Below are 21786 nucleotides of genomic sequence, written 5' to 3'. Positions count from 1 at the left end.
GCGGCGCCTAATAGCCGCTCTTGTAGAGCCGTCTGGTGAGGCGCCCGCAAAGCGATCGTTACTGCCTGTCGTGCAAGCCGAAACACGGCGGCGGGCGTCCCGTAACACGGGCGGAGCACCATGGAAGGAAGCCGGCGAAAGGAACTTCCGTGATCATCCAGAACCTCTTTCTCCAGGGCATCTACCCGTTCGAAGGCATCGGCATGGAAAAGCCAGTCCCGCTCCACAGCGAGCTGGCGCACTTTGTTCCGGATGGCGTCGTGAACCAGACTCTGTACTTCCGCGGCGGTAATTCCAGTCCTGAGCTCATCACCGTGGTCCTCATGCGCGACGGCGTCCCCATGCGTTACTTCCCCATCGGGGCCAAAAGCGACGTCCACATTCCGCTGCGGGTTGTTGAAGACACTGAAGGTGGATCGGTGATCGAGCTGTTTATCGTGGCACCTGCAGGCGTTAGGGGTTCGGTTGTGGTGGACCTCGGGATGGTGGAACACTGATGCGCCGGCGGCTGGTGGTTATCGGCAACGGCATGGCTGGCGCCCGGACGGTGGAGGAAATCCTGGCCAGAGGTGGCTCCGAGCTCTTCGACATCACCATGTTTGGCGACGAACCCTATGGGAACTACAACCGGATCATGCTTAGCCATGTCCTTTCCGGTGAGGAGAGCGATGCGGACATCTTCCTCAACGCTATTACGTGGTACCAGCAGAACAACATCACCCTCCATGCAGGTGTCCGGGTGGACCGCATCGACAAGTTCAGCAAGCACGTCTTTGCCGCGGACGGCCGCGTGGAGCCCTACGACGACCTGGTCATCGCGACCGGCAGCCGCTCGCACTTGCCGCCCATGGAGGGTGCCCATGCCCCCAGTGGCGCCGTCAGGCACGGCGTCTTCACGTTCAGGACCTTGGACGATACCCGGAAGATGATTCAGTTCGCCAACAACGAGCACCATAGCCGGGCAGTGGTGATCGGCGGCGGCTTGCTGGGGTTGGAAGCCGCCCACGGCTTGCAGGCCAACGGAATGGACGTTGCGGTGGTTCACTCCGGCGGGCATCTCATGAATGCGCAATTAGGGCCCGACGGCGGTGCAATACTGCGGCGGAGCGTCGAGGCGCTGGGCATCGAAGTGCATACCGGAAGCCGGACCACGGCGATCCTTGGTACGGAGCGAATCACCGGAGTGAGCCTCCGCGATCAACGCCAGCTCGACTGCGACATGGTGGTGGTTACAGCAGGCATCAGGCCAAACGTGGATGTCGCCGTCGTGAGTGGCCTGGCCGTGGAGCGAGGCATTGTGGTGGACGACCATCTGCGCGTCATGGATGAAGATGACATCTTCGCGGTAGGGGAGTGCGTTCAGCACCGCGGCGAGGTGTACGGACTGGTGGCGCCACTGTGGGAGCAGGCCGCCGTGCTGGCCGACCAAGTCACCGGGGTGGATCGTTCATCGGTGTATCTGGGCTCCCGTACCGCCACCAAACTGAAGGTGGCCGGCGTCGATGTTGCGTCCATGGGGCTTGCCGGGCCGGAGCGGGAGACGGATGAACACATCGTGTTCTCGGAACCCAGCCGGGGTGTGTTCAAGTCGATCGTCATCCGCGACAACAAAATGGTGGGCGCCACGCTGTTGGGGGATAACCGGAAGGTGGCCTACCTTACCCAGGCTTTTGATCAGGGCTTGCCCCTCCCGGAGGAGCGGCTATCGCTGATGTTCGATCTCGGCTCACCGGGTGAAGAGGAGAGCGTGGCCGAACTGTCTGACAACGCGCAGGTCTGCAACTGCAACGGGGTTTCCAAAGGGGCCCTTGTTGCCGCGGTGAAGGGTGGCTGCACCTCGGTAGCGGCGGCCATGGACGCCACACGGGCCGGAAAAGGCTGCGGCTCCTGCAAGGTCATGGTCAGGCAGGTGGTGGAATGGGCCGCGGGTGGGGCTGTGGAGGAAGATCCGGCAGCGAGCTTCTACGTACCAGGAATTCCGCTGGATAAGGCCGCTTTGATGGCTGAGATCCGGGCGCGGGGGCTGCGGTCCGTTTCCCAGGTGTTTGCGGAGCTCGCGCCGGGAGGGCTTGAGGACGCTAAATCGAAGATGGCCCTTGCGTCCCTCCTGAAAATGATGTTGGCGGATCAGTATGTTGACGAACGCGATGCCCGTTTCATCAACGACCGCGTGCACGCCAACATCCAGCGCGACGGCACGTTCTCGGTTGTCCCGCAGATGAAAGGCGGAGTGACGTCGGTCCAGCAGCTCCGGAGGATTGCCGACGTCGCGGAGAAACACAGAATTCCCATGATCAAGCTGACAGGCGGGCAAAGGATCGACCTGCTGGGGGTGCCCAAGGAGGACCTTCCCCAGGTCTGGGCTGATCTGGACATGCGGTCCGGATACGCCTACGGCAAGAGCTTTAGGACCGTCAAGACTTGTGTTGGCAAGGACTACTGCCGGTTTGGAACGGGTGACTCAACCGGCTTGGGTATTGGATTGGAGTCTCGTTTCCAGGGAATTGAGGCACCGGCCAAACTGAAACTCGCCGTCTCGGGCTGTCCGCGCAATTGTGCCGAGTCGCTGGTCAAGGATGTCGGCGTAGTGGCGGTGGAAGGTGGCAGGTGGGAGATCTATGTGGGTGGAGCGGCCGGTGCCCACATCCGCAAGGGAGATCTGTTGGTCACCGTGGATACACCCGAAGAGGTCACCCTCCTGGTGGGCCGGTTTATGCAGTACTACCGGGAGAACGCCAACTGGTTGGAACGAACCTACGCTTTTGTGCCACGCGTAGGCATTGAACACCTCCGGAGAGTCATTCTGGACGACTCAGAGGGTATCGCCAGCCGATTGGATGCAGCCATGCAAGCTTCGGTGGATGCCTATGCCGACCCTTGGAGCGAACGCGATGATCCACTCACTCCCGGGCAGTTCCGGACCTCCCTGCCGTTGACCGTGCTGCCGCAGGTGCCTGTCCGATGAGCACGCAGTCCGTGCCCGCCGTCGAATCGAACGTTCAGCGCGTCTTAGGACCAGTTGACCAAATTCCGTTCGGGGAGGGTCGGGCCTTCGGAGTGGACGGCGAGCAGGTGGCGGTGTTCAGGTTACGGGACGGATCGTTGCGGGCTGTCTCGGGTGTCTGCCCCCATAAAGGTGGCCCGATCGCCGACGGCACCATCGACCACAACGTGGTCATGTGTCCCCTCCACCAGCACGCCTTCGAGCTGGAAAGCGGATGTTCCACTACGGGCGCCAAGCCCTTGCGGTCTTACGAAGTCTTCGCAGATGAGGCCGGGAACATCGTCCTGAAGCGGGCCTGAGAGGCGCTTTTCCACAGGCCCTTGTTGCCTGCGTCACGGGCATTCCGGTTAATCCCGTAAGATAGACGGGTTGCGCGAAGCTTCGGCGTTCTGCGTTCTTTGTCACACTTCGGACCCTCTAACGGGGAAAAGCTCGAATTATGTGTGCCAAAGCCGCCCGTGTTCCGGCACTGGCGTAACACCTACAGCAACACCCCAACCCACAAGGAACAGCTGTGCCGCAAAGTACTCCCACAGATCTCCAGATTTCCGAGGCCTCATCCGCAGCCTCGGACTCCAACCTCAGCGCCGAGGGATATCAGAAGACCCTGAGCCGCCGCCACGTCACCATGATCGCCATGGGTGGCGCAATCGGCGTCGGCCTGTTCATGGGCGCCGGTGGCCGTCTGGCCTCCACCGGCCCGGCCCTCATCTTCTCCTACGCCATTGCCGGCGTCATCGCCTACCTGCTGATGCGCGCCCTCGGTGAACTCATCATGTACCGCCAGACCTCCGGCTCCTTCGTGAGCTACGCCGGCGAAATGTTCGGCAAGAAGGGCGCCTTCCTCTCCGGGTGGATGTACTTCATCAACTGGGCCATGACAGGCATCGCTGAGCTCATCGCGATCGGCCTGTACTTCCAGTTCTTCTTCCCCAACGTGCCCATTGAACTCTCCGCCATCGCTGCACTGGTGCTGCTGGTGGCCGTGAACCTGTTCAGCGTCAAGGCGTTCGGTGAGTTCGAATTCTGGGCTTCCTGCCTCAAGGTCGCGGCAATCGTGATCTTCCTGGCCGTTGGCACGTTCATGGTTGTCACCAATGCCAAGGTGGGCGAAGGCAACGCGTCCGTGGCAAACCTGTTCCACGAAGACGGCGGCATGTTCCCCAAGGGTGGCCTGGTGATGATCCTGGTCCTCAACGCCGTGATCTTCGCCTACAACGCCATTGAGCTTGTCGGTATCACTGCCGGCGAGATGGAAAACCCGGAGCGCGAAGTTCCCAAGGCGATCCGCGCCGTCGTGGTCCGTATTGTGGTCTTCTACGTCGGTTCGGTGACGCTCCTCGCGATGCTGCTGCCGTCTGACCAGTACGTGGCCGGCACCTCGCCGTTCGTTACCGTGTTCGGCCAGATGGGCCTTGGCTGGATGGGCGATGTCATGAACATGATCGTCATCACCGCCGCGCTGTCCTCCTGCAACTCGGGCCTGTACTCGATCGGCCGCATCTTCCGCACCATGGCCAACAACGGCCACGCCCCGCAGTGGCTCACCAAGATGTCCACACGCCACGTGCCGTACGCGGCCATCCTGGCCATCGGTGGCGTCTACCTCGTAGGCATCCTGCTCAACATCTGGCTGGGTGGCTCGCACGCATTCGACCTCGCGCTGAACACTGCGTCCATCGGCGTGATCTTCACTTGGGGGTCAATCTTCGCAAGCCAGATTGCCCTCCGGAAGAAGCGTGGCAACGTCTCCAGCCTGCCGATGCCCGGTTCGCCGTGGACCAGCTGGGTGGGTCTCATCGCCCTGCTGGCCATCACCGTGCTGATCGGCTTCGATTCCATAACCGACAAGGAAACCGGCGAGGTCTTCCTGCTTGGCCTGTGGACCCTCGCGACCATTCCGTTCTTCGCCCTGGTGCTGTGGCTCGGATGGCAGAAGGTCAAGAACAACGAACCCAAGAGCGAGCTGTTCAGCTAAGGCTTAGGTTTCAAACGCTTCAAACGCTTCAAACGCTTCAAAACGTCCGACGGCGCGTGCCTCCTTTGGGGGCACGCGCCGTTCGTTTTGTGGGCCCTCCCGTTGTGGGGCCTGGTTTGCTCTTTATGCGGGGGGTGAGTCGTGCAGAGTGGGCCTCGCAACGAGCACCCCGGTTGTGGGGCCTGGTTTGCTCTTTATGCGTGGGGTGGGTCGTGCAGAGTGGGCCTCGCAACGAGCACCCCGGTTGTGGGGCCTGGTTTGCTCTTTATGTGGGGGGTGAGTCGTGCAGAGTGGGCCTCGCAAGGAGGGCCCTTCCGTTGTGGGGCCTGGTTTGCTCTTTATGCGTGGGGTGGGTCGTGCAGAGCGGGCCTCGCAACGAGGGCCCTTCCGTTGTGGGGCCTGGTTTGCTCTTTATGCGGGGGTGAGTCGTGCAGAGTGGGCCTCGCAACGAGCACCCCGGTTGGGAGTGTCGGGGGTCGGGTCTAGGCTCGATGTATGGAACACACCACCACCCTGACGCAGCACGTCAACGCAAGCCCGGAGAAGGTTTGGGCCGTCATCTCGGACATTCCCGGCTCGGCCGGCACGCTCTCCGGCATCGACTCAATCCAGATGCTCAGCGACGGCCCATATGGTGAGGGCACCCGCTGGAAGGAAACCCGGACCATGATGGGCAAGCAGGAGACTGTTGAGATGTGGGTTTCCGAGACTGACCCTCCGCGCAGCACCACGGTCAAGGCGCTCCAAGGCGTCGCGGATTACACCACGCGTTTCACCTTGAATGAGCGCGACGGCGGTACAGATCTCACGCTGAACTTCGGCGCAGAGATGGTCAAGCCCTCGCTCATCAGCAAGGTTGGCATGGCCCTGTTCGGAAAGATCGGGATGAACATGACCCGCAAGGCCCTCAGCAAAGACTTGGCTGAGATCGCAGCCAAAGCGGAATCGCTCTGATGGCGGCAGCGAAGGTTGCAGCACCTAAGATTTCGCCTGTGCGGTTGGACGAATTGCGTGACGACGACGCCCCGGACTTCCAGCGTGGCGAACGGTACGACGGCGTCAGGCTCACCCGGGTTTCTGCCGACGGAGAGGAACTGAGCGGCGCGGATTTCATTGAATGTCAACTGAACGGGGTCTCCTTTAATGAAGCCCAGCTGCGGGGCGCAACGTTCCGCGAGTGCATCTTTTCCGAGCCCTACGCCCCGGTCTTCATGGCGGCCCGGACTTCCTGGCAGGACGTGGAGATCACCAATCCAAGGTGGGGGTCTGCCGAACTGTATGAGGGAAACTGGCGCTCCGTCCGAATTGACGGCGGCAAGCTGGACTACGTAAACCTGCGCGGTTCCAAGCTCATGGATATCCAGATCTCCGACTGCATCATCAATGAGCTCGACCTCGGGGGCTGCACGGGAACGCGGTTGGCACTGAAGAACTGCACTATCGGCACGCTGGATGTTACGGGCGCCAAGCTGAAGGATGTGGATCTGCGCACCTCGGAGTTCCGTGGAATCAATGGTTTGGCAGGGCTCGCAGGAGTGGTGATCGATGACTATCAGCTGAGCCTCATGGCGCCGCTACTGGCTGGCCATTTGGGGATCCGGGTGATCTGATCCGGGCTGGGGCCGGTCTCCGCTGGTCCGCAACTGAAGGCTCAGCTGTTGACCGGTCCGCTGGGCCGTGTAATCTTTATAGAACGAACGGTCGGTATATTATTCCGAGTCGGTCCCTTTCACTTCGCGAAGGATGTTCTCATGGTCGAGGCTTTTCTTGTTGGCGGCGCGCGTACGCCCGTAGGTCGCTACGGTGGGGCGCTGTCCTCCGTCCGCCCGGACGATCTCGCAGCATTGGTGGTGCGGGAAGCAGTGGCGCGTGCCGGCGTCGACCCTGACGCCATAGATGAGGTAATCCTCGGCAATGCCAACGGCGCCGGCGAGGAAAACCGGAACGTGGCCCGCATGGCCACCCTTCTGGCCGGTCTTCCCCTCCACATCCCCGGCATCACAGTGAACCGCCTGTGCGCCTCGGGCCTCAGCGCGATCATCATGGCCAGCCAGATGATCAAGTCCGGAGCCGCCGACATCGTGGTGGCTGGTGGGGTTGAGTCCATGAGCCGGGCACCATGGGTGCAGGAGAAGCCGACTGCGGCCTTCGCTAAGCCCGGCCAGATCTTCGATACGTCCATCGGCTGGCGCTTCGCCAACCCGCTCTTCACCAAGGGCGAGCTCTCCCGCGACGGCAAGATGACCTACTCCATGCCTGAAACAGCGGAGGAAGTGGGCCGCGTGGACAACATCTCCCGCGAGGATGCTGACGCCTTTGCTGTCCGCTCCCACGAGCTTGCGCTGGCCGCCATCGCCGGTGGCCGGTTCAAGGATGAGATTGTCCCCGTCACGGTTAAGACCCGAAAGTCGGAAACCGTGGTGGACACTGATGAAGGCCCCCGCGAAGGCACCACCATGGACGTTTTGGCCGGTTTGCGACCCGTCGTTCCTGGAGGTTCCGTGGTCACCGCCGGCAACTCATCAACGCTCAACGACGGCGCCTCAGCCATTATCGTCGCTTCGGAGGCCGCCATCAAGAAGTTTGGCCTGACGCCCCGCGCCCGTATCATCGACGGCGCATCAGCAGGATGCGAACCGGAAATCATGGGTATCGGCCCGGTCCCTGCCACCCAAAAGGTTCTGGCACGTTCCGGCCTCACCGTGGATCAGTTGGGCGCCGTGGAACTCAACGAAGCCTTCGCCACCCAATCGTTGGCAAGCATGCGGCGCCTCGGACTGAACCCGGACACAGTGAATAACGACGGCGGTGCCATCAGTTTGGGGCACCCGTTGGGTTCCAGCGGCTCGCGCATAGCTATTACGCTGTTGGGTCGCATGGAGCGCGAGCTCACTTCATCGCCCGGACCTAAGCTCGGATTGGCTACGATGTGCATCGGGGTCGGACAGGGCACCGCGATGCTGCTGGAAGGCGTGTAATGGGGCTGGATGCGAAAGACTTCACCACACTTCTCATCGAGGAACGCGATGACCGTCTCAGTGTTCTGCTGAACCGTCCAGAGGTCCGTAACGCGATCGACCAGACGATGGTGGACGAACTCCATCTTGTCTGCGCCGAACTCGAGCGGAATCCCAAGGTGCTGATTATTGCCGGGACCGAGGGAGTTTTTGCCTCCGGCGCTGACATTGGACAGCTGCGCGAACGCCGCCGGGACGACGCCCTGCAGGGAATCAACTCCACCATCTTTGTCCGCATCGCCAAATTGCCCATGCCCGTTATCGCGGCCTTGGACGGGTACTGCCTTGGCGGGGGAGCCGAGCTCGCGTACGCCGCCGACTTCCGCATTGGTACTCCGAGCGTCCGGATTGGCAACCCGGAGACCGGGCTGGGGATCCTGGCCGCAGCTGGAGCGAGCTGGCGGCTCAAGGAGTTGGTGGGGGAGCCGAAGGCCAAGGAGATCCTCTTGGCCGGTGCTGTGCTCCGCGCGGAAGAAGCCTTACGGATCAGCCTGATCACGGAGATCCACGAGGCTCCGGAACTCATGGATGCGGCCCACAAACTGGCCGACAGGATTGGACGCCAGGATCCCTTGGCCGTGCGCATCACCAAGTCAGTGTTCCACGCACCGGCTGAAGCCCACCCGCTGATCGACACGCTCGCCCAAGGGATTCTTTTCGAGTCCCAAGCAAAGTTTGATCGCATGCAGGCGTTCCTGGACAAGAAATCGGCTAAGGCTTCGCAGGACACAGCCGCCCCCGCCACTGACGCCTCGACGCAAGACAGGACCTGGAAATGACAGAAGTTCCCACCATCCCGCACGTCGTTGGAGTCCTCGGCGGTGGCCGCATGGGTGCTGGTATCGCACATGCGTTCCTTACTAAGGGTGCCACCGTGATCGTGGTGGAACGCGATCATGAGGCAGCGGCCGGAGCGCAGGGTCGCGTTGCTGATGCCGTAGCCAAGTCCGCCGCTCGCGGCACCTTGAGCGAAACCCCTGAAGAGGCAATGTCCCGCTTCAGCACCTCCACGGACTACGAATCCTTCATCCACTGCGGCCTTGTTGTGGAGGCCGTGCCTGAGGACTACGACCTGAAGGTCACAGCTCTGAAGGCTGTGGAGGACCACTTGTCCGCCGATGCTTACCTGGCGTCGAACACGTCCTCGCTCTCGGTCACGGGGCTCGCCAACGAACTTCGCCGTCCAGCCAACTTTGTTGGACTGCACTTCTTCAACCCTGTGCCCGCGTCAACCCTCATCGAGGTGGTGCTGGCCAAGGAAACGTCTCCCGGACTCGCTGTTGCCGCGAAAAGCTGGACTGAGGCACTTGGCAAGACCGCCGTCGTCGTCAATGACGCTCCTGGCTTTGCGTCCTCGAGGCTTGGCGTAGCCATTGCCCTTGAAGCGATGCGCATGGTGGAAGAAGGAGTGGCATCGGCGGAAGATATTGATGCTGCCATGGTTCTCGGCTACAAGCACCCCACAGGCCCGTTAAAGACCACCGACATTGTTGGCTTGGACGTCCGGTTGGGCATTGCAGAATACCTGCACTCCACGCTGGGCGACCGCTTCGCTCCTCCGCAGATCCTGCGCGATAAAGTGGCGCGTGGCGAGCTGGGACGTAAGACGGGAAAGGGCTTCTTCGACTGGAACGACTGAAGCCCCGGGCGCCGGTTAGGCTAACCGGGTGACTTCTATCCAACCCATCACCCTGACCGGAAAATTCGTGACGCTGGAACCATTGAGCCAGGAACACCATGACGGCCTGGTAGATGCAGCCCGCGACGGCGATCTCTGGAAGCTCTGGTACACCTCCGTCCCAACGCCTGAGGGCATGGCCGCTGAAGTTGATCGTCGCTTGGCCTTGCAGGCAAAAGGGTCCATGGTGCCTTTTGCCACGCGCTCAAATGCAACGGGCAAGCTGATCGGTATGACAACGTACATGAATATCGACGCCGCCACGCCACGCCTGGAGATCGGATCCACCTGGAACGCTGCGTCGGCGCACGGCACCGGGACCAACCCCGATTCGAAGCTGCTGCTCCTGCGGCATGCCTTCGAAACGCTGGGCTGCCCCGCCGTGGAGTTCCGGACACACTGGATGAACCAGCAGTCCCGTGAGGCCATTGCCCGGCTCGGCGCCAAGCAGGACGGCGTGCTGCGGAACCATTCGCGCAGCGCCGACGGAGCACTGCGCGACACCGTAGTGTTCTCCATCCTCGAGCACGAATGGCCCGCCGTGCGCAACGGCCTGGAGTTCCGGCTGGCGAAATACGGGGCCTAGCGCTGTCAAACTCTTCCCCGCGTGCGCATCTGGGCGTAATCTAGCCAACACATTGCCCCGGTACGCGGCCGAATGGTGGGGAGCCGCGGCGTCCTCTTTTGCGGAACGCCGGAGCCCCATCCAGCAGTAACTAGGGGAACATTATGGCAACTCATCAAGCACGACGTCGGAACTTGGCCCTTGCAGGCGGACTCGCTGCCCTGGCACTCACGTTAGGATTTACGGCCAGTCCCGCCACCGCAGCGCCGCCGCCACCGGTGACGTATGTGGCCCTCGGTGATTCGTATACAGCGGGTACCGGCGCGGGCGGGCTATATAGGGACTCGCTGTGTTGGCAAAGCCAGTCTGGATATGTGGACATCGTGGCGGCTTCCGGTCGCGTGGATTTGCTGACAAATCTCGCCTGCCACGGTGCTCTGCTGTCCTTTGACCCGCTGAATCCGAGCCCGTTTTATAACGGCGCACCAACAGTTGTTGAGCAGATTTTCGCTGGCCAGACTGCCCTCCAAAACGCCGAACTGGTGAGCATCACCGCCGGAGCCATTGATGCTGGAAGCCTGCTTGCATTGCAGGCTTGCGCTTCACCGGACACCACCACCTGTGCGGGCACTGTTGCTGGCATCCGAGCCAACCTCAGCTCCGTTACTACTGCACTTGCGGGTACGTACGGGCTCATCCGTGCGTCCGCTCCCAATGCGACGATTGCGGTTATGGGCTACCCGCGCCTCTTTGATCCGAGCCAAGGTGATCTCGTTATCCCTGGAGTAACTGTTGTCCCAGTCGCTAACCAAGTCCTGGCGAACACTGCCGTTGATGATTTGAACAGGGCCATCGCAGCGGCCGTGCAACTCAGCGGGAAAAACGTGGTCTTTGTCGACGTCACCAAGCGATTCCGCGGGCATGCGGTCAACTCCGCGGAACCTTGGATCGTGCTGATCCCGGCGCCCGTGCCCCCGTTCGATCGGCTTCCTGATGCCAACTTCCATCCGAACGTAGCCGGGCACCAGGCTTACGCGGCTGCCCTCATCTCGACAGTGAAACCCGCCCAGCTAGCCAAGAGGTAGCCCATTCGCCGGGGGGCGGGCTTTCGGGAGTAAGAGCCCGCGATAACCACGAAAGCCAACCCCTCGGCGGGCTCACAAAGACGTGCCCGTCACAACGCCACGCTTTCGCCGGCCAAAGCACTCCGCACTGAGGTCCAGGACTTCAGCACCTCCAGCACAGCAGGATCGCGTTCGGCGAGGATGGCTTGTTGGTACGAGTCCTCAAGCAGCGAGTCCACGGAAACGCGGGCGCCGGTGGAAGCGCTGAGGATCGCGGCCTCCACCATGGCCAGGCTCATGATGTTCCGGTGAACCCGTCCCATAGGTGTGCTTCCCGTGCGCACAGCGGCAACGAAGTCCCGCAAGGACCCGGCGATTTCCTGGCCAGGATCCTCGGCATCCGCTGCATCGCCGGAAACGGGAACGGAGGAGACCGGTTCATTGTCACCGTCCCACAGGACAGTGCCATGCTCCCCACTGATCCGCCACGACGCATTCCACGAGGTCTCCTGGCCAGGGCTGCACCAGCTGCCGGTGAAAACAAAGCGCTCGCCCCCGGTCATCTCGAAGATGGCCGTGGAACCTGCATCTCCGCGATACCAACTCCAGGAGGGGTTGTACTCCTCGCAGAATACGGACACGGGATCGGCGTCGAGCAGGAAACGGGCCATGTCGAACTGGTGGACGGCCATGTCCAGCAGGAGCGGATGATCCATGGCATCCCGAAAACCGCCGAAGTGCGGGGCCTTGAAGAACTCGGCAGAGACGATGCCAATGGAACCCAAGGATGAAGACAGGCGTTTGGCCGAAAACAGCTGCCGGTTGTATCGCCGGGACTGGCTGACCATGAACAGCTGACTGTGAAGCTCGGCCGCAGCCGCCAGGGAAAGCCCCTGGGCCACAGTCGAAGCCACTGGTTTCTCGCCGAGGACGGGCAATCCCGCGGCCAGGGCCTCAGTGGTTACCGGATGATGCGCGGCAGGGACGGTGACGTTGATGACTGCCTGGGCTCCGACGTCGGACGCCAACTGAGCGGTACCCGCACCAATGGGAAGGTCGGGGCGACCCAAGGACGCTGCCGCCTCAGAGGCAGCCGTAAGGTCAAGATCCACGATGCCCACCAGCTCAACCAACGGTGACGATTCCACTGTTCGAAGCCACGCGCGTCCCATCCCGCCTGCACCGACGACGACGACGCGGAGGGGAGTACCGTCGTCAGGAATGATAGCGAAGGGCGTGCTCACGCGTTGGCTCCCTGGTAGCTCTTGCCGTTGAAGAAGTCGTTGGTTTCATACCGGAGAAGCTCCGGTACGGCGCGTTCCGGGCGGTCGGTGACGGCCCATTCCACGGCGTTGGCGATCACGCGTCGGATGTCCTTGTGGTGATAGACGGGGTAATCCTGGTCGCCCGGGCTGAAGAAGAAGATTTTGCCGTGACCGCGCCGGAACGTGCAGCCTGAACGGAAGACTTCGCCGCCGCTGAACGAGCTGATGAACACCAGATCCTCGGGCGTGGGGATGTCGAAGAACTCGCCGTACATTTCCTGCTGCGGAATCTCGATGGGGTGCGGGATGCCCTTGGCGATGGGGTGGGTGGGATCCACGGTCCACACGAGTTCGCGGTCCTGCTCGGAGCGCCAACGCAGCGTGCACGATGTTCCCATGAGCTTGGTGAAGATCTTGGACCAGTGTCCGGAGTGCAGCACGATCAGGCCCATTCCGGCCAGGACGTGCCGGTGGACGCGTTCCACAATCTCGTCCTCAACATCTGCATGGGACATGTGCCCCCACCATGTAAGGACGTCGGTGTTGGCGAGGACTTCCTCGGTGAGTCCGTGCTCCGGTTCGTCCAGTGTTGCGGTGCGGACCTCGACGCCGGTACCCAGGTTCTCTTCGATGCCCGCCTTGACGGCGCCGTGCATACCGTCCGGGTAGAGACGGGCCACCAGTTCGTCGCGCTTCTCGTGGCGATTCTCGGACCATACGGTGACGCGGATGGGCTTACTCTCAGTCATTGTTTTCTCCTATTGAGGTTCGGGTACGCGGTCTACTTGACCGCACCGCCGGTGGTGCCGGCGGCGATGTATTTCTGGGCCGCGACCAGCAGGACGATGGCCGGGATGGAGGCGAGTACCGCCGTCGCCATGACTGAACTCCAGTCATTTACGTAGGCGCCGATGTACTGGAAGATGCCCAGGGTCACGGGCCGGACTGCTTCAGTGGTGGTCAGTGTCAGCGCGAAGAGGAAGTCGCTCCAGGCGAACAGGAACGTGAACAGCCCTGCGGTGATCAGCGAGTTACGGCTGAGTGGGAGCACAATCGACCAGAACGCCCGGAGGTGCCCGGCACCATCCACCCGCGCGGCCTCGATCACCGACGCCGGCATACCGTTCATGAAGGCCCGGATGATGAGGATCGCGAACGGGATGCCGTGGGCCGAATCAGCCAGGATCAGGCCCGGGATGGAGTTCAGTAGGCCGAGATCGTTGTACGCGGTGTACAGGGCGTTGGCCACCACGATCCCGGGAATCATCTGGCTGATGAGGATCGCGAACAGGACCACGCCGGCGCCGCGGACCTTGAAGTAGGCCAAGGCATAGGCGGCCGGGGCTGCAATGGCCAGGCTCAGCGCCACGCTACCCAGCGAAATGATGAGGCTGGTTCCCAGGTTCCCCGCTTGCTCGTTGATGGCTGTGGCGTAGCCGGTGAAGTCGGGCTTAATCGGGAACCACGAGGTTTCCAAGGTGGTGCCGTTGGGTTGCAGGGAGGCGTTGACCATCCAATAGACCGGGAACAGCATGATGGCCAGGAAGAAGATGGCCAGTGCCGTGTATCCCCAGTTCTTTCGTCCCGTTGGTTTTGGGAGGGGGCGCCGGAGTGTGGGGGCTTTCAGTACGGTTGTCATGCTGTCCTCACTCGTCCACTGCGCGTCGGCTGGCCCGCAAGTACAAGACTGCGAAGACCAGGGAGATGATCACCAGCACGTTGCCCAGGGCCGCACCTTCACCGAACTTGAATTCGTGGAAAGACAGGTTGTAGGACTGCGTCGCGATGGTTTGGGTGGAATTGGCGGGCCCGCCGTTGGTGAGGCCCAGGATGATGTCCAGCACCTTGAGCGTGTAAACGACGCCGAGCACCAGGACCACGCTCACCACCGGCCGCAGCATGGGCCAGGTGATGTGCCGGAACGCTTTCCAACCGGTGGCACCGTCCAGTGATCCGGCCTCGTAAAGTTCGTCCGGGATTTCCTGCAGGCCGCCGTAGAGAATGGTCAGGTTGAACGGGATGCCAATCCAAATGTTCACGCCCACCACGGCAATGAGGGCCAGCGACGTACTGGTGAGCCACGGAACGCCGGTATCGATGATGCCGAGGTCACCCAGGAAACGGTTCAGCGCGCCGCTGTCCTTATCCAGGATCCATCGCCACACGGCACTGGAGACGATCAAGGGAAGGAGCCAAGGGAGCAGGAGCAGGGACCGCAGTATTCCGTTGAGCGGGAACTTGCGCTGGAAGAAGATGGCCAGCGCCAGCCCGATCACGAACTGGCCGATAATGGAGCCGATGGTGAACAAAACGGTGTTCAGCAGTGAGGTTGAGAACAGCGACGACGACAATACAGTCACGTAGTTGGTGAACCCCACCCAAGGGGCTTCTCCTGTGAAGAACGTGGAGGTGGTGTACTCCTGGAAGCTCATGACCACGTTCTTGACTACCGGATACCCGAAGAACAACGTCATGTAGACCACAGCGGGGACCAGGAAGAGCCACTGGAAGATGCGCTCACGGCGCTGGCGGGATCTGCGCCGGGGTGCGGGCTTTTCGGTCCCTGAGCTGTGAGTTTTCACGGCCCTGCCGGCAGCCTGCCCCTCTGAATGAGGTAGATCAGTTGCTAATGACATGGCAGGCTGCCTACTGACCCTGTGCTTGCTTGAGGGCGTCTGCCGGTGAAGCGTTACCGGTCAGTGAAGTCTGGATTGCCGTGTAGATCTTGGTGGCTTGGGCCGGCCATTCCTCGCCGAGTTGGCCGGTGCGTGCACGGGCTGTCTTGATCAGCTCGGTGAACGTGGCGAGCTTGGGGTTGTCGCTGGCGAACTTGTCCGAGAGCGTGGTCTTGGAGGGAATGGTGTTGCGGGCGGTAGCCATGGCCAGTTGGTTCTCGTCGCTGTTCAAGCAGGCAACCATCTCTGCTGCCTTGGCTTGCCGGGCCTTGTTGCCGGTCTGCGGGACAGTCCATACCTCACCGCCGAGCGGAGCCACGGACGTCTGCCCGGCTTCACGCACAGGGATCTTCACTACGCCGTACTGCAGCGTCGGCTGCTTGTCCAAGGCCGGGATCTGCCACGGTCCGTTGACCATCATGGCTGCTTTGCCGGCCAGGAACTGGTCTTTGACATCGGCCTGGGTCCAGTTGAGGGCAGAGGAAGAAACTGAACCGCTCTTGACCAGGTCGGTCCACAGCTGCAGGGCCTGCTCGGTCTCCTTGGTGTCGATCTTCTTCTCATCGCCGCCGTTGGACCACATGACAGGAAGGAACTGCCACGTGCCCTCATAGGTGGGGTTGGCATTGAAGGCCAGTCCGTACTGGTCACCTGCCGTGAGTTTGGCGGAAGCATCCTTGAGTTCATCCCAGGTTGTGGGCGGGGTGACACCGGCCTTGGCCAGGATGTCCTTGTTGTAGAACAGGGCAATGGTGTTCACTGTTGGCGCCAGGCCATACACCTTGTCCTTGTACGTGCCCGCGCTCAGCACGCCTTCAGCAAAGTTCTCGGTGCTGACGTTGAAATCGGCAAGGGGTGCCAAAGCTCCCGTGGCAGCGATTTGCTGGAGATCCGGGTTGTCCAACATGAGGACGTCGGGGAGTGTCTTCGAGGAGGACTGCTGGAGAACCTTGGAAATAAGCGATTTTCCGGGAACAGTTTCCCGTTTGACGGTAACGCCCAGCTGCGTGCCGCACTTGGTCAGGGCATCGCCGATAAACGACTTGTCCGGCTCGTTGTTGTAGTAGTCCATCACGGAGAGTTCCGTGACCGCCTCGGAGGACGACGCGGCGGTGGAGGTGCCGCAGCCGGAGATGACCAGCGGTAAGCCGACCAGGGCCGCCACTGCCAGGGCGAGAGGACGGGATGTCCTTTGTGCTGACTTCATTGTCTGTTCCTTTTTCTGGGGATCGATTTATCGATGCGTATCGACGATGCGTATCGATGAGTTCGGAAAGGGATGTGGATCGGGTGGTTACGTAGAGGGATTCAGCTGCCGTGGGGTGGGCGGAGCGTGCTTGAACGGTGCGTAATGACCGTGGGTACCAGTTCCAGGGATTCGTGTGGTCCCTGGTTCTCGGATTCGAGGAGGTCGCAAATAATCTTCACCGCACGGCGGGAAACTTCTGCCGGACGGAGGTCAATGGTGGAAAGCGGAATGGGCTGAAGTTCGGCCAGCGTGGGAGAGGCGCTGCCAATGACGGAAACATCCACCCCCGGAGTCAGGCCGCGGCTGTTCAGTACACGACGGAGCACGTCTTGGACAGTCCCGTCCGGTGCAATGAAAGCTGGAACTCCTGTGGTTTCGGCCAGGGCCCTGTCAACTGAGGTGGTGATGACATCGCGGTCGGTGCCGCCCGGAAGGTGCAGTACGCGGACGCCGGCATCCTGGGCCGCCTTGTCGGTGCCGGACATGAAGCGCTCTACATAATTCACGTGACGCTCCACCACCTCCGGCTGCCAGCCAATCACCGAAATGACACTGTGCCCGGCGGCTGCCAGATCCTGAACACATTGTTCCCCGGCCATTTCAAAGTCTGCATCGATGCAGACCAAGCCGGAGGGGTCGTGTGGGATTCCTATCAACACCACGGGCACGTTGAGGCTGCGCACCACGGGGAGACGTTCGTCATCCCCTTCAACCTGCATGAGGATCAGGCCGTCGCAGATCTGCTGGCCCACCACGCGCCTCAGCCCCGGCGCGCCCTCGTCCTCTGTGACCAGGAGAATGTCGTGATCATAAAGTCTGGCGGTGTTGGCGATCACGGACACGAACTCCATGATCGAGGCCATGTGCAGTTCAGGTATGAAGGGGATCACCAGGCCGATGACCCGGGTCTTGCGGCTGGCAAGGGCCCTGGCCCCGGCATTGGGTTGGTAAGTCAATTGCTGAATAGCGTCTTCAACTTTTTTGCGGGTCTTCTCGGAGATCGGCCGCTTGCCACTCAACACGTAGGAGACTGTGCTTTGAGCTACTCCGGCGGCTTGGGCAACGTCCTTGCTGGTGGGCATGGCCTGACCTCCTTGTGCTCTCTGCTGAACAGTTCCTGTGGTTTGTCGATACGTATCGTCGATGCGCATCGAGAGAAAGTATGACATGGGTCACTCGGCCTCCGCAAGACCCTCTCTCACTTCCCGCGTGCTTCCGGCGGACCCTCTCTCGCTTCCCGCGTGCTTCTGGCAGACCCTCTCTCGCTTCCCGCGTGCTTCCGGCGGACCCTCTTTCACTTCCCGCGTGCTTCCGGCGGACCCTCTTTCACTTCCCGCGTGCTTCTGGCAGACCCTCTCTCACCTCCCGTTCCAAGGCACCAATGTGTTTAGCTGACTCCTATGGAAGGGACTTCAGCTCATCGGGGCGTCCACTGGGACGGCGCCGTCAACGCTTGGCGCATTGCCGGGGACGTGTACCGCATGGGTCGCCACGAATGGGTCACCGAATCCGGCTGGCAGCAGATGTACGACGACGGCGTCCGCACCGTGATAGATCTCCGCGCCTCGCGCGAGCGGCGGCTGCGTGACACCGACCCTCAGGTGCCGGATGAGGCGAAGGCGCGGATCGACGTCGTGCATTGCCCAACCGAAGATCCCGACCATAGCGATTTCGGCGAGCTTTTCGGCCCGTACCTCAAGGACCCCGCCCAGTACGGGGATTACCTCCACCTGTTCGGGGACAAGATCGCGGCCGTCTTCAAGGCCATTGCGGCGTCCCCGGGAAAAGTGGTGGTTCATTGTTCCGCAGGCAGGGACCGCAGCGGCGTGATCGCGGTGATGCTGCAGCGGTTGGCAGGTGCCGGCGATGAGGAGATCGTGCACGGGTACGAGCTTGCTGCGCGCGGGATTAATGAGCGGCACCGCACCCACGGGGCTCCGCACGCCCATGATCCATACCTATCCCAGGATGATCTCGAGGTGATGCGGACCAGTCGGAGGGAGGGTCTGCGGGCCTTCCTTGGGTCGCTGGACGTGGTGGGGTTTCTGACCGCTCACGGTGTCTCGGATCCGGAGTTTGCAGCGGTCCGGGTCAAACTTGGCGTGGTCCGCCAGGACTAAGGCCGAAAATTCCTGCTGTACTCCACGGGGCATTCATGTACCCTGTATATATTACCGAACGGCCGGTCAGTAATGTTGGCTCCAGTCAGCAGGGACCGTGCCGATTTTACGTGCCTTGGAAGGACCCGTCGACGATGACCACTACCGCAGTCGCCCCGGAAACCACAGCCGTTGCAACCGTCCCCAGCTACGTCCAGGATGCCTGGTGGACGCCGGCAGCGGACGCCAGGAAAGTCCCGGTTCGTGATGCCAGCACCGGAGAAGTCCTGGCCAACGTCAGCACCGACGGACTGGACCTTGCCGCCGTCGTGAATTATGGCCGCACCACCGGGCAAACGGAACTTGGGAAGCTGACGTTCCACCAGCGTGCGCTCAAGCTCAAAGAGCTGGCCATGTACCTCAACGGGCGCCGCGAAGAGCTCTACGAATCCTCTTCGCAGAGCGGTGCCACCAAGATCGACAACATGATCGACATCGATGGCGGCATCGGGGTGCTCTTCACGTTCGGTTCCAAGGGCCGCCGCGAGCTGCCTAACTCGCAGGTTGTGGTGGACGGGCCCATGGAGACTTTGTCCAAGGACGGATCGTTCGTCGCCGAGCACATCTACACCCGAATTCCCGGCGTCGCAGTGCAGATCAACGCGTTCAACTTCCCGGTCTGGGGCATGCTGGAAAAGTTCGCTCCTGCGTTCCTCGCGGGCGTCCCTACCATCGTGAAGCCGGCCACGCCCACGGGCTACGTTGCCGCCGCGGCGGTAAAGGCAATCGTCGAGTCGGGAATTCTCCCGGCAGGGTCACTTCAACTGATCTCCGGTTCTGCCCGGACCATCCTTGATGAGCTCGACTACCGCGACCTCGTTTCCTTCACCGGCTCGGCATCCACTGCCAACTCGCTCAAGGGCCACAAGAACGTGGTCCAGGGCGGCATCCGGTTCACCTCCGAGACCGACTCCCTCAACGCCGCCATCCTCGGGCCCGACGCCGTCCCCGGCACCCCGGAGTTCGACGCGTTCATCAAGGCCGTGGTCACTGAGATGACCGTCAAGGCCGGCCAAAAGTGCACCGCCATCCGCCGCGTTATCGTCCCGCAGGAGCTGACCTCCGACGTCGCTGCTGCTGTCGGCGCGCGAATCAATGAACGCGTCGTGGTTGGCGACCCTCGCGCCGACGGCGTCACCATGGGCGCCTTGGCATCGCTGGAGCAACTCGCCGACGTCCGTGCGGCAGTTCAGTCAATGCTCGACGCCGGCGGTGAGCTTGCGTACGGATCTCTCGATTCGCCGTCGGTCACCTCCGTTGGCGGCGGCGTGGGCGTAGTGGAAGACGGCGCCTTCATGTCGCCGGTCCTCCTAAGTTGGGCAGACGCTGAAGCCGAAGAAGTTCACTCGCTTGAAGCGTTCGGGCCGGTGTCGTCAGTGATCGGGTACTCGGATCTTGCCGACGCCATCCGCCTGGCAGCCCGCGGCTCCGGCTCCCTGGTGGCATCGGTCTGCACCAACGATCCATCTGTTGCGCAGGAGCTGGTGCTCGGCATCGCTGCCCACCACGGCCGCGTTCACATGCTCAACCGTGAAGATGCGCGCTCGTCCACGGGCCACGGTTCCCCGGTCCCGCACCTGGTTCACGGCGGTCCCGGCCGCGCTGGTGGCGGCGAGGAACTGGGCGGCATCCGCTCCGTCCTGCACCACATGCAGCGCACAGCCATTCAGGGTTCCCCCAACATGCTGACCGCCGTTACGGGCCTCTGGCACACGGGTGCCGACCAGAACTTCACTGTGGAAACCGAGGGGGAGCACCCCTTCCGGAAGCACCTCTCGACCCTCCGCATCGGCGACGCTGTTCGCTCGGACCTCCGCGAGGTCAAGCTTGAGGACATTACTGCCTTCGCGAACTCGACAGGCGACACATTCTACGCACACACAAACCAGGAAGCCGCCGAGGCCAACCCGTTCTTCCCCGGTATTGTGGCCCACGGTTACTTGCTTTTGAGCTGGGCTGCCGGGCTCTTTGTTGAGCCAGCTCCGGGTCCCGTGCTTGCCAACTATGGCTTGGAGAACCTGCGCTTCATCACCCCTGTTGCAGCCGGCGACTCCATCCGGGTCACGCTGACGGCCAAGAAGATCACCCCACGCGAGACAGACGAATACGGTGAGGTGGCCTGGGACGCCGTCCTGACCAATCAGAACGACGAAATCGTGGCCACCTACGACGTCCTCACCCTCGTGGAGAAATAGCCCTCTCTCACGTCCCGCGGGCTTGGGTGGGTCGCTCTCTCACGTCCCGCGGGTTTGAGGGGATCGCTCTCTCACGTCCGGCGGGCTTGAGCGGGTCGCTCTCTCACTTACGACGAAACGCCTTTCCACATTACGTGGGAAGGCGTTTCGCGTTCGGGGATGAAATAGTCGGCACTGCCCGACGGCGGTATCCGGCTCCTAACAGACGGGAAGCCTGTGAGATGTGAGAGACGGTCGGCCTCAAGCCAGAGTGGTGTGCGAGAGGGTCGGCGGGCCCACAGGATGTGAGAGACGATCGGCCCCAAGCCCGAGGGATGTGAGAGAGGGTTAGGCGGCCGTGTGGAGGCCGTCAAAGGCCATGGTGATGACGTCGTCGGCGAGCTTCTCCGGGGACAACGAGCCGCCGGGCTTGTACCACTCAACGATCGAGTTGATGGTGCCGAACAGGAGGCGTGTGACGGTGCGGGGATCGATGTCCTGGCGCAGCGAGCCGTCTTCCCGGGCAGCGGCAATGAGTTCGGCTACCTTGTGGTCGAAGGCGCGACGACGTTCCAGTGCGTCGCGTTCGATCTCCGTGTTGCCCCGCAAACGCAGCAGCAGAGTCACGAAGGGGAGCCGGTCCACCAGCACCGCAATGGTCTGCCGCAGCACGAATTCCAGCCGTGCATCTGCGGGACCGGACGTAGCGGACGGCTCCTCCAGGATGGCTTCCAGCCCACCCAAGGCGTGGTCCAAGGCGAGCTTCAGCAGATCGCCCTTGGAAGGCACGTGGTGGTAAATGGCTGACTTCGAGATCCCGAGGTTTTCGGCCAGAATGCCCATGGACGTTGCGTCGTACCCGTGGCGGTTGAAGACGTCGACGGCGATGCGGAGCACCGACTGCTGGTCATAACCGGGCCGTCCGCGCTTGGTGGTGGTCTCAGTAGGCATGCTGGCA

General features: G+C 62.0%; 20 protein-coding genes. 13 read left to right on the top strand and 7 right to left on the bottom strand.

The annotated features are described in order from the left end of the window. Positions 1–149 precede the first annotated feature (149 nt). The 11 genes from ACIQTW_RS06505 to ACIQTW_RS06455 all read left to right on the top strand — a co-directional run bounded on the left by ACIQTW_RS06505 (position 150) and on the right by ACIQTW_RS06455 (position 11327). Positions 150–497, top strand: coding sequence for a molybdopterin oxidoreductase (locus ACIQTW_RS06505; protein ID WP_309076228.1), 348 nt, complete (start codon positions 150–152; stop codon positions 495–497). Further along, positions 497–2965 carry a nitrite reductase large subunit NirB gene (gene nirB / locus ACIQTW_RS06500; RefSeq protein WP_402935037.1) on the top strand — a complete coding sequence of 823 codons (2469 nt, stop codon included), beginning with the start codon at positions 497–499 and terminating at the stop codon, positions 2963–2965. The genes ACIQTW_RS06505 and nirB overlap by 1 nt, the downstream gene beginning before the upstream one ends. Beyond that, a complete protein-coding gene (locus tag ACIQTW_RS06495; RefSeq protein ID WP_402935034.1) occupies positions 2962–3303 on the top strand; it encodes a Rieske (2Fe-2S) protein in 342 nt (113 codons plus the stop codon). Before nirB ends, ACIQTW_RS06495 begins: the two co-directional genes overlap by 4 nt. 215 nt (positions 3304–3518) lie before the next feature. Next, complete coding sequence (locus ACIQTW_RS06490) at positions 3519–4982, top strand: amino acid permease (protein ID WP_402935031.1); 1464 nt, start codon at positions 3519–3521, stop codon at positions 4980–4982. 495 nt (positions 4983–5477) lie between these two features. Next, positions 5478–5936 carry an SRPBCC family protein gene (locus tag ACIQTW_RS06485; RefSeq protein ID WP_402935028.1) on the top strand — a complete coding sequence of 153 codons (459 nt, stop codon included), beginning with the start codon at positions 5478–5480 and terminating at the stop codon, positions 5934–5936. Beyond that, positions 5936–6592: a pentapeptide repeat-containing protein gene (locus ACIQTW_RS06480; protein ID WP_402935025.1), complete on the top strand. Its 657-nt coding sequence runs from the start codon at positions 5936–5938 to the stop codon at positions 6590–6592. Before ACIQTW_RS06485 ends, ACIQTW_RS06480 begins: the two co-directional genes overlap by 1 nt. A 141-nt stretch (positions 6593–6733) precedes the next feature. After that, complete coding sequence (locus tag ACIQTW_RS06475) at positions 6734–7960, top strand: thiolase family protein (RefSeq protein ID WP_402935022.1); 1227 nt, start codon at positions 6734–6736, stop codon at positions 7958–7960. After that, the gene (locus ACIQTW_RS06470; RefSeq protein ID WP_402935019.1) at positions 7960–8778 is read left to right on the top strand and encodes an enoyl-CoA hydratase/isomerase family protein; all 819 of its coding nucleotides are present in this window, start codon (positions 7960–7962) and stop codon (positions 8776–8778) included. The genes ACIQTW_RS06475 and ACIQTW_RS06470 overlap by 1 nt, the downstream gene beginning before the upstream one ends. Continuing rightward, entirely contained in the window at positions 8775–9638 is an 864-nt protein-coding gene (locus tag ACIQTW_RS06465; RefSeq protein ID WP_402935016.1) for a 3-hydroxyacyl-CoA dehydrogenase family protein, read from the top strand. The genes ACIQTW_RS06470 and ACIQTW_RS06465 overlap by 4 nt, the downstream gene beginning before the upstream one ends. Before the next feature lie 28 nt (positions 9639–9666). Further along, the gene (locus tag ACIQTW_RS06460) at positions 9667–10263 is read left to right on the top strand and encodes a GNAT family N-acetyltransferase (protein WP_402935013.1); all 597 of its coding nucleotides are present in this window, start codon (positions 9667–9669) and stop codon (positions 10261–10263) included. A gap of 143 nt (positions 10264–10406) precedes the next feature. Continuing rightward, the gene (locus ACIQTW_RS06455; protein ID WP_402935010.1) at positions 10407–11327 is read left to right on the top strand and encodes an SGNH/GDSL hydrolase family protein; all 921 of its coding nucleotides are present in this window, start codon (positions 10407–10409) and stop codon (positions 11325–11327) included. Between the two features lie 89 nt (positions 11328–11416). Here the strand turns inward: ACIQTW_RS06455 and ACIQTW_RS06450 are convergent, their stop codons facing one another. The 6 genes from ACIQTW_RS06450 to ACIQTW_RS06425 all read right to left on the bottom strand — a co-directional run bounded on the left by ACIQTW_RS06450 (position 11417) and on the right by ACIQTW_RS06425 (position 17577). Next, a complete protein-coding gene (locus ACIQTW_RS06450) occupies positions 11417–12550 on the bottom strand; it encodes a Gfo/Idh/MocA family protein (protein WP_402935007.1) in 1134 nt (377 codons plus the stop codon). Continuing rightward, the gene (locus tag ACIQTW_RS06445; RefSeq protein WP_402935004.1) at positions 12547–13320 is read right to left on the bottom strand and encodes a ThuA domain-containing protein; all 774 of its coding nucleotides are present in this window, start codon (positions 13318–13320) and stop codon (positions 12547–12549) included. Before ACIQTW_RS06445 ends, ACIQTW_RS06450 begins: the two co-directional genes overlap by 4 nt. Positions 13321–13352: 32 nt before the next feature. Beyond that, positions 13353–14210 (bottom strand): carbohydrate ABC transporter permease, encoded by an 858-nt coding sequence (locus ACIQTW_RS06440; protein ID WP_402935002.1) that lies wholly within the window; start codon positions 14208–14210, stop codon positions 13353–13355. A gap of 7 nt (positions 14211–14217) precedes the next feature. Then, a complete protein-coding gene (locus ACIQTW_RS06435) occupies positions 14218–15207 on the bottom strand; it encodes a carbohydrate ABC transporter permease (protein WP_402935000.1) in 990 nt (329 codons plus the stop codon). Positions 15208–15217: 10 nt separating this feature from the next. Next, the gene (locus ACIQTW_RS06430; RefSeq protein ID WP_402934998.1) at positions 15218–16453 is read right to left on the bottom strand and encodes an extracellular solute-binding protein; all 1236 of its coding nucleotides are present in this window, start codon (positions 16451–16453) and stop codon (positions 15218–15220) included. Between the two features lie 101 nt (positions 16454–16554). Beyond that, a complete protein-coding gene (locus tag ACIQTW_RS06425; protein ID WP_402934995.1) occupies positions 16555–17577 on the bottom strand; it encodes a LacI family DNA-binding transcriptional regulator in 1023 nt (340 codons plus the stop codon). A gap of 318 nt (positions 17578–17895) precedes the next feature. On the opposite strand from ACIQTW_RS06425, the gene ACIQTW_RS06420 reads away from it, so the two are divergent. Together ACIQTW_RS06420 and paaZ are read left to right on the top strand one after the other, a co-directional pair. Further along, positions 17896–18615 (top strand): tyrosine-protein phosphatase, encoded by a 720-nt coding sequence (locus ACIQTW_RS06420; protein WP_402934992.1) that lies wholly within the window; start codon positions 17896–17898, stop codon positions 18613–18615. 134 nt (positions 18616–18749) lie between these two features. Further along, positions 18750–20849, top strand: a complete 2100-nt coding sequence (gene paaZ / locus ACIQTW_RS06415) for a phenylacetic acid degradation bifunctional protein PaaZ (protein ID WP_402934989.1) — start codon at positions 18750–18752, stop codon at positions 20847–20849. A gap of 327 nt (positions 20850–21176) precedes the next feature. Here the strand turns inward: paaZ and ACIQTW_RS06410 are convergent, their stop codons facing one another. Continuing rightward, complete coding sequence (locus ACIQTW_RS06410) at positions 21177–21779, bottom strand: TetR/AcrR family transcriptional regulator (protein WP_014922600.1); 603 nt, start codon at positions 21777–21779, stop codon at positions 21177–21179. Between the last annotated feature and the right edge of the window lie 7 nt (positions 21780–21786).

This window comes from Paenarthrobacter sp. NPDC090517 (genome assembly GCF_044769165.1).
Lineage (GTDB): Bacteria > Actinomycetota > Actinomycetes > Actinomycetales > Micrococcaceae > Arthrobacter.
This window is presented reverse-complemented; position numbering and strand designations above follow the sequence as displayed.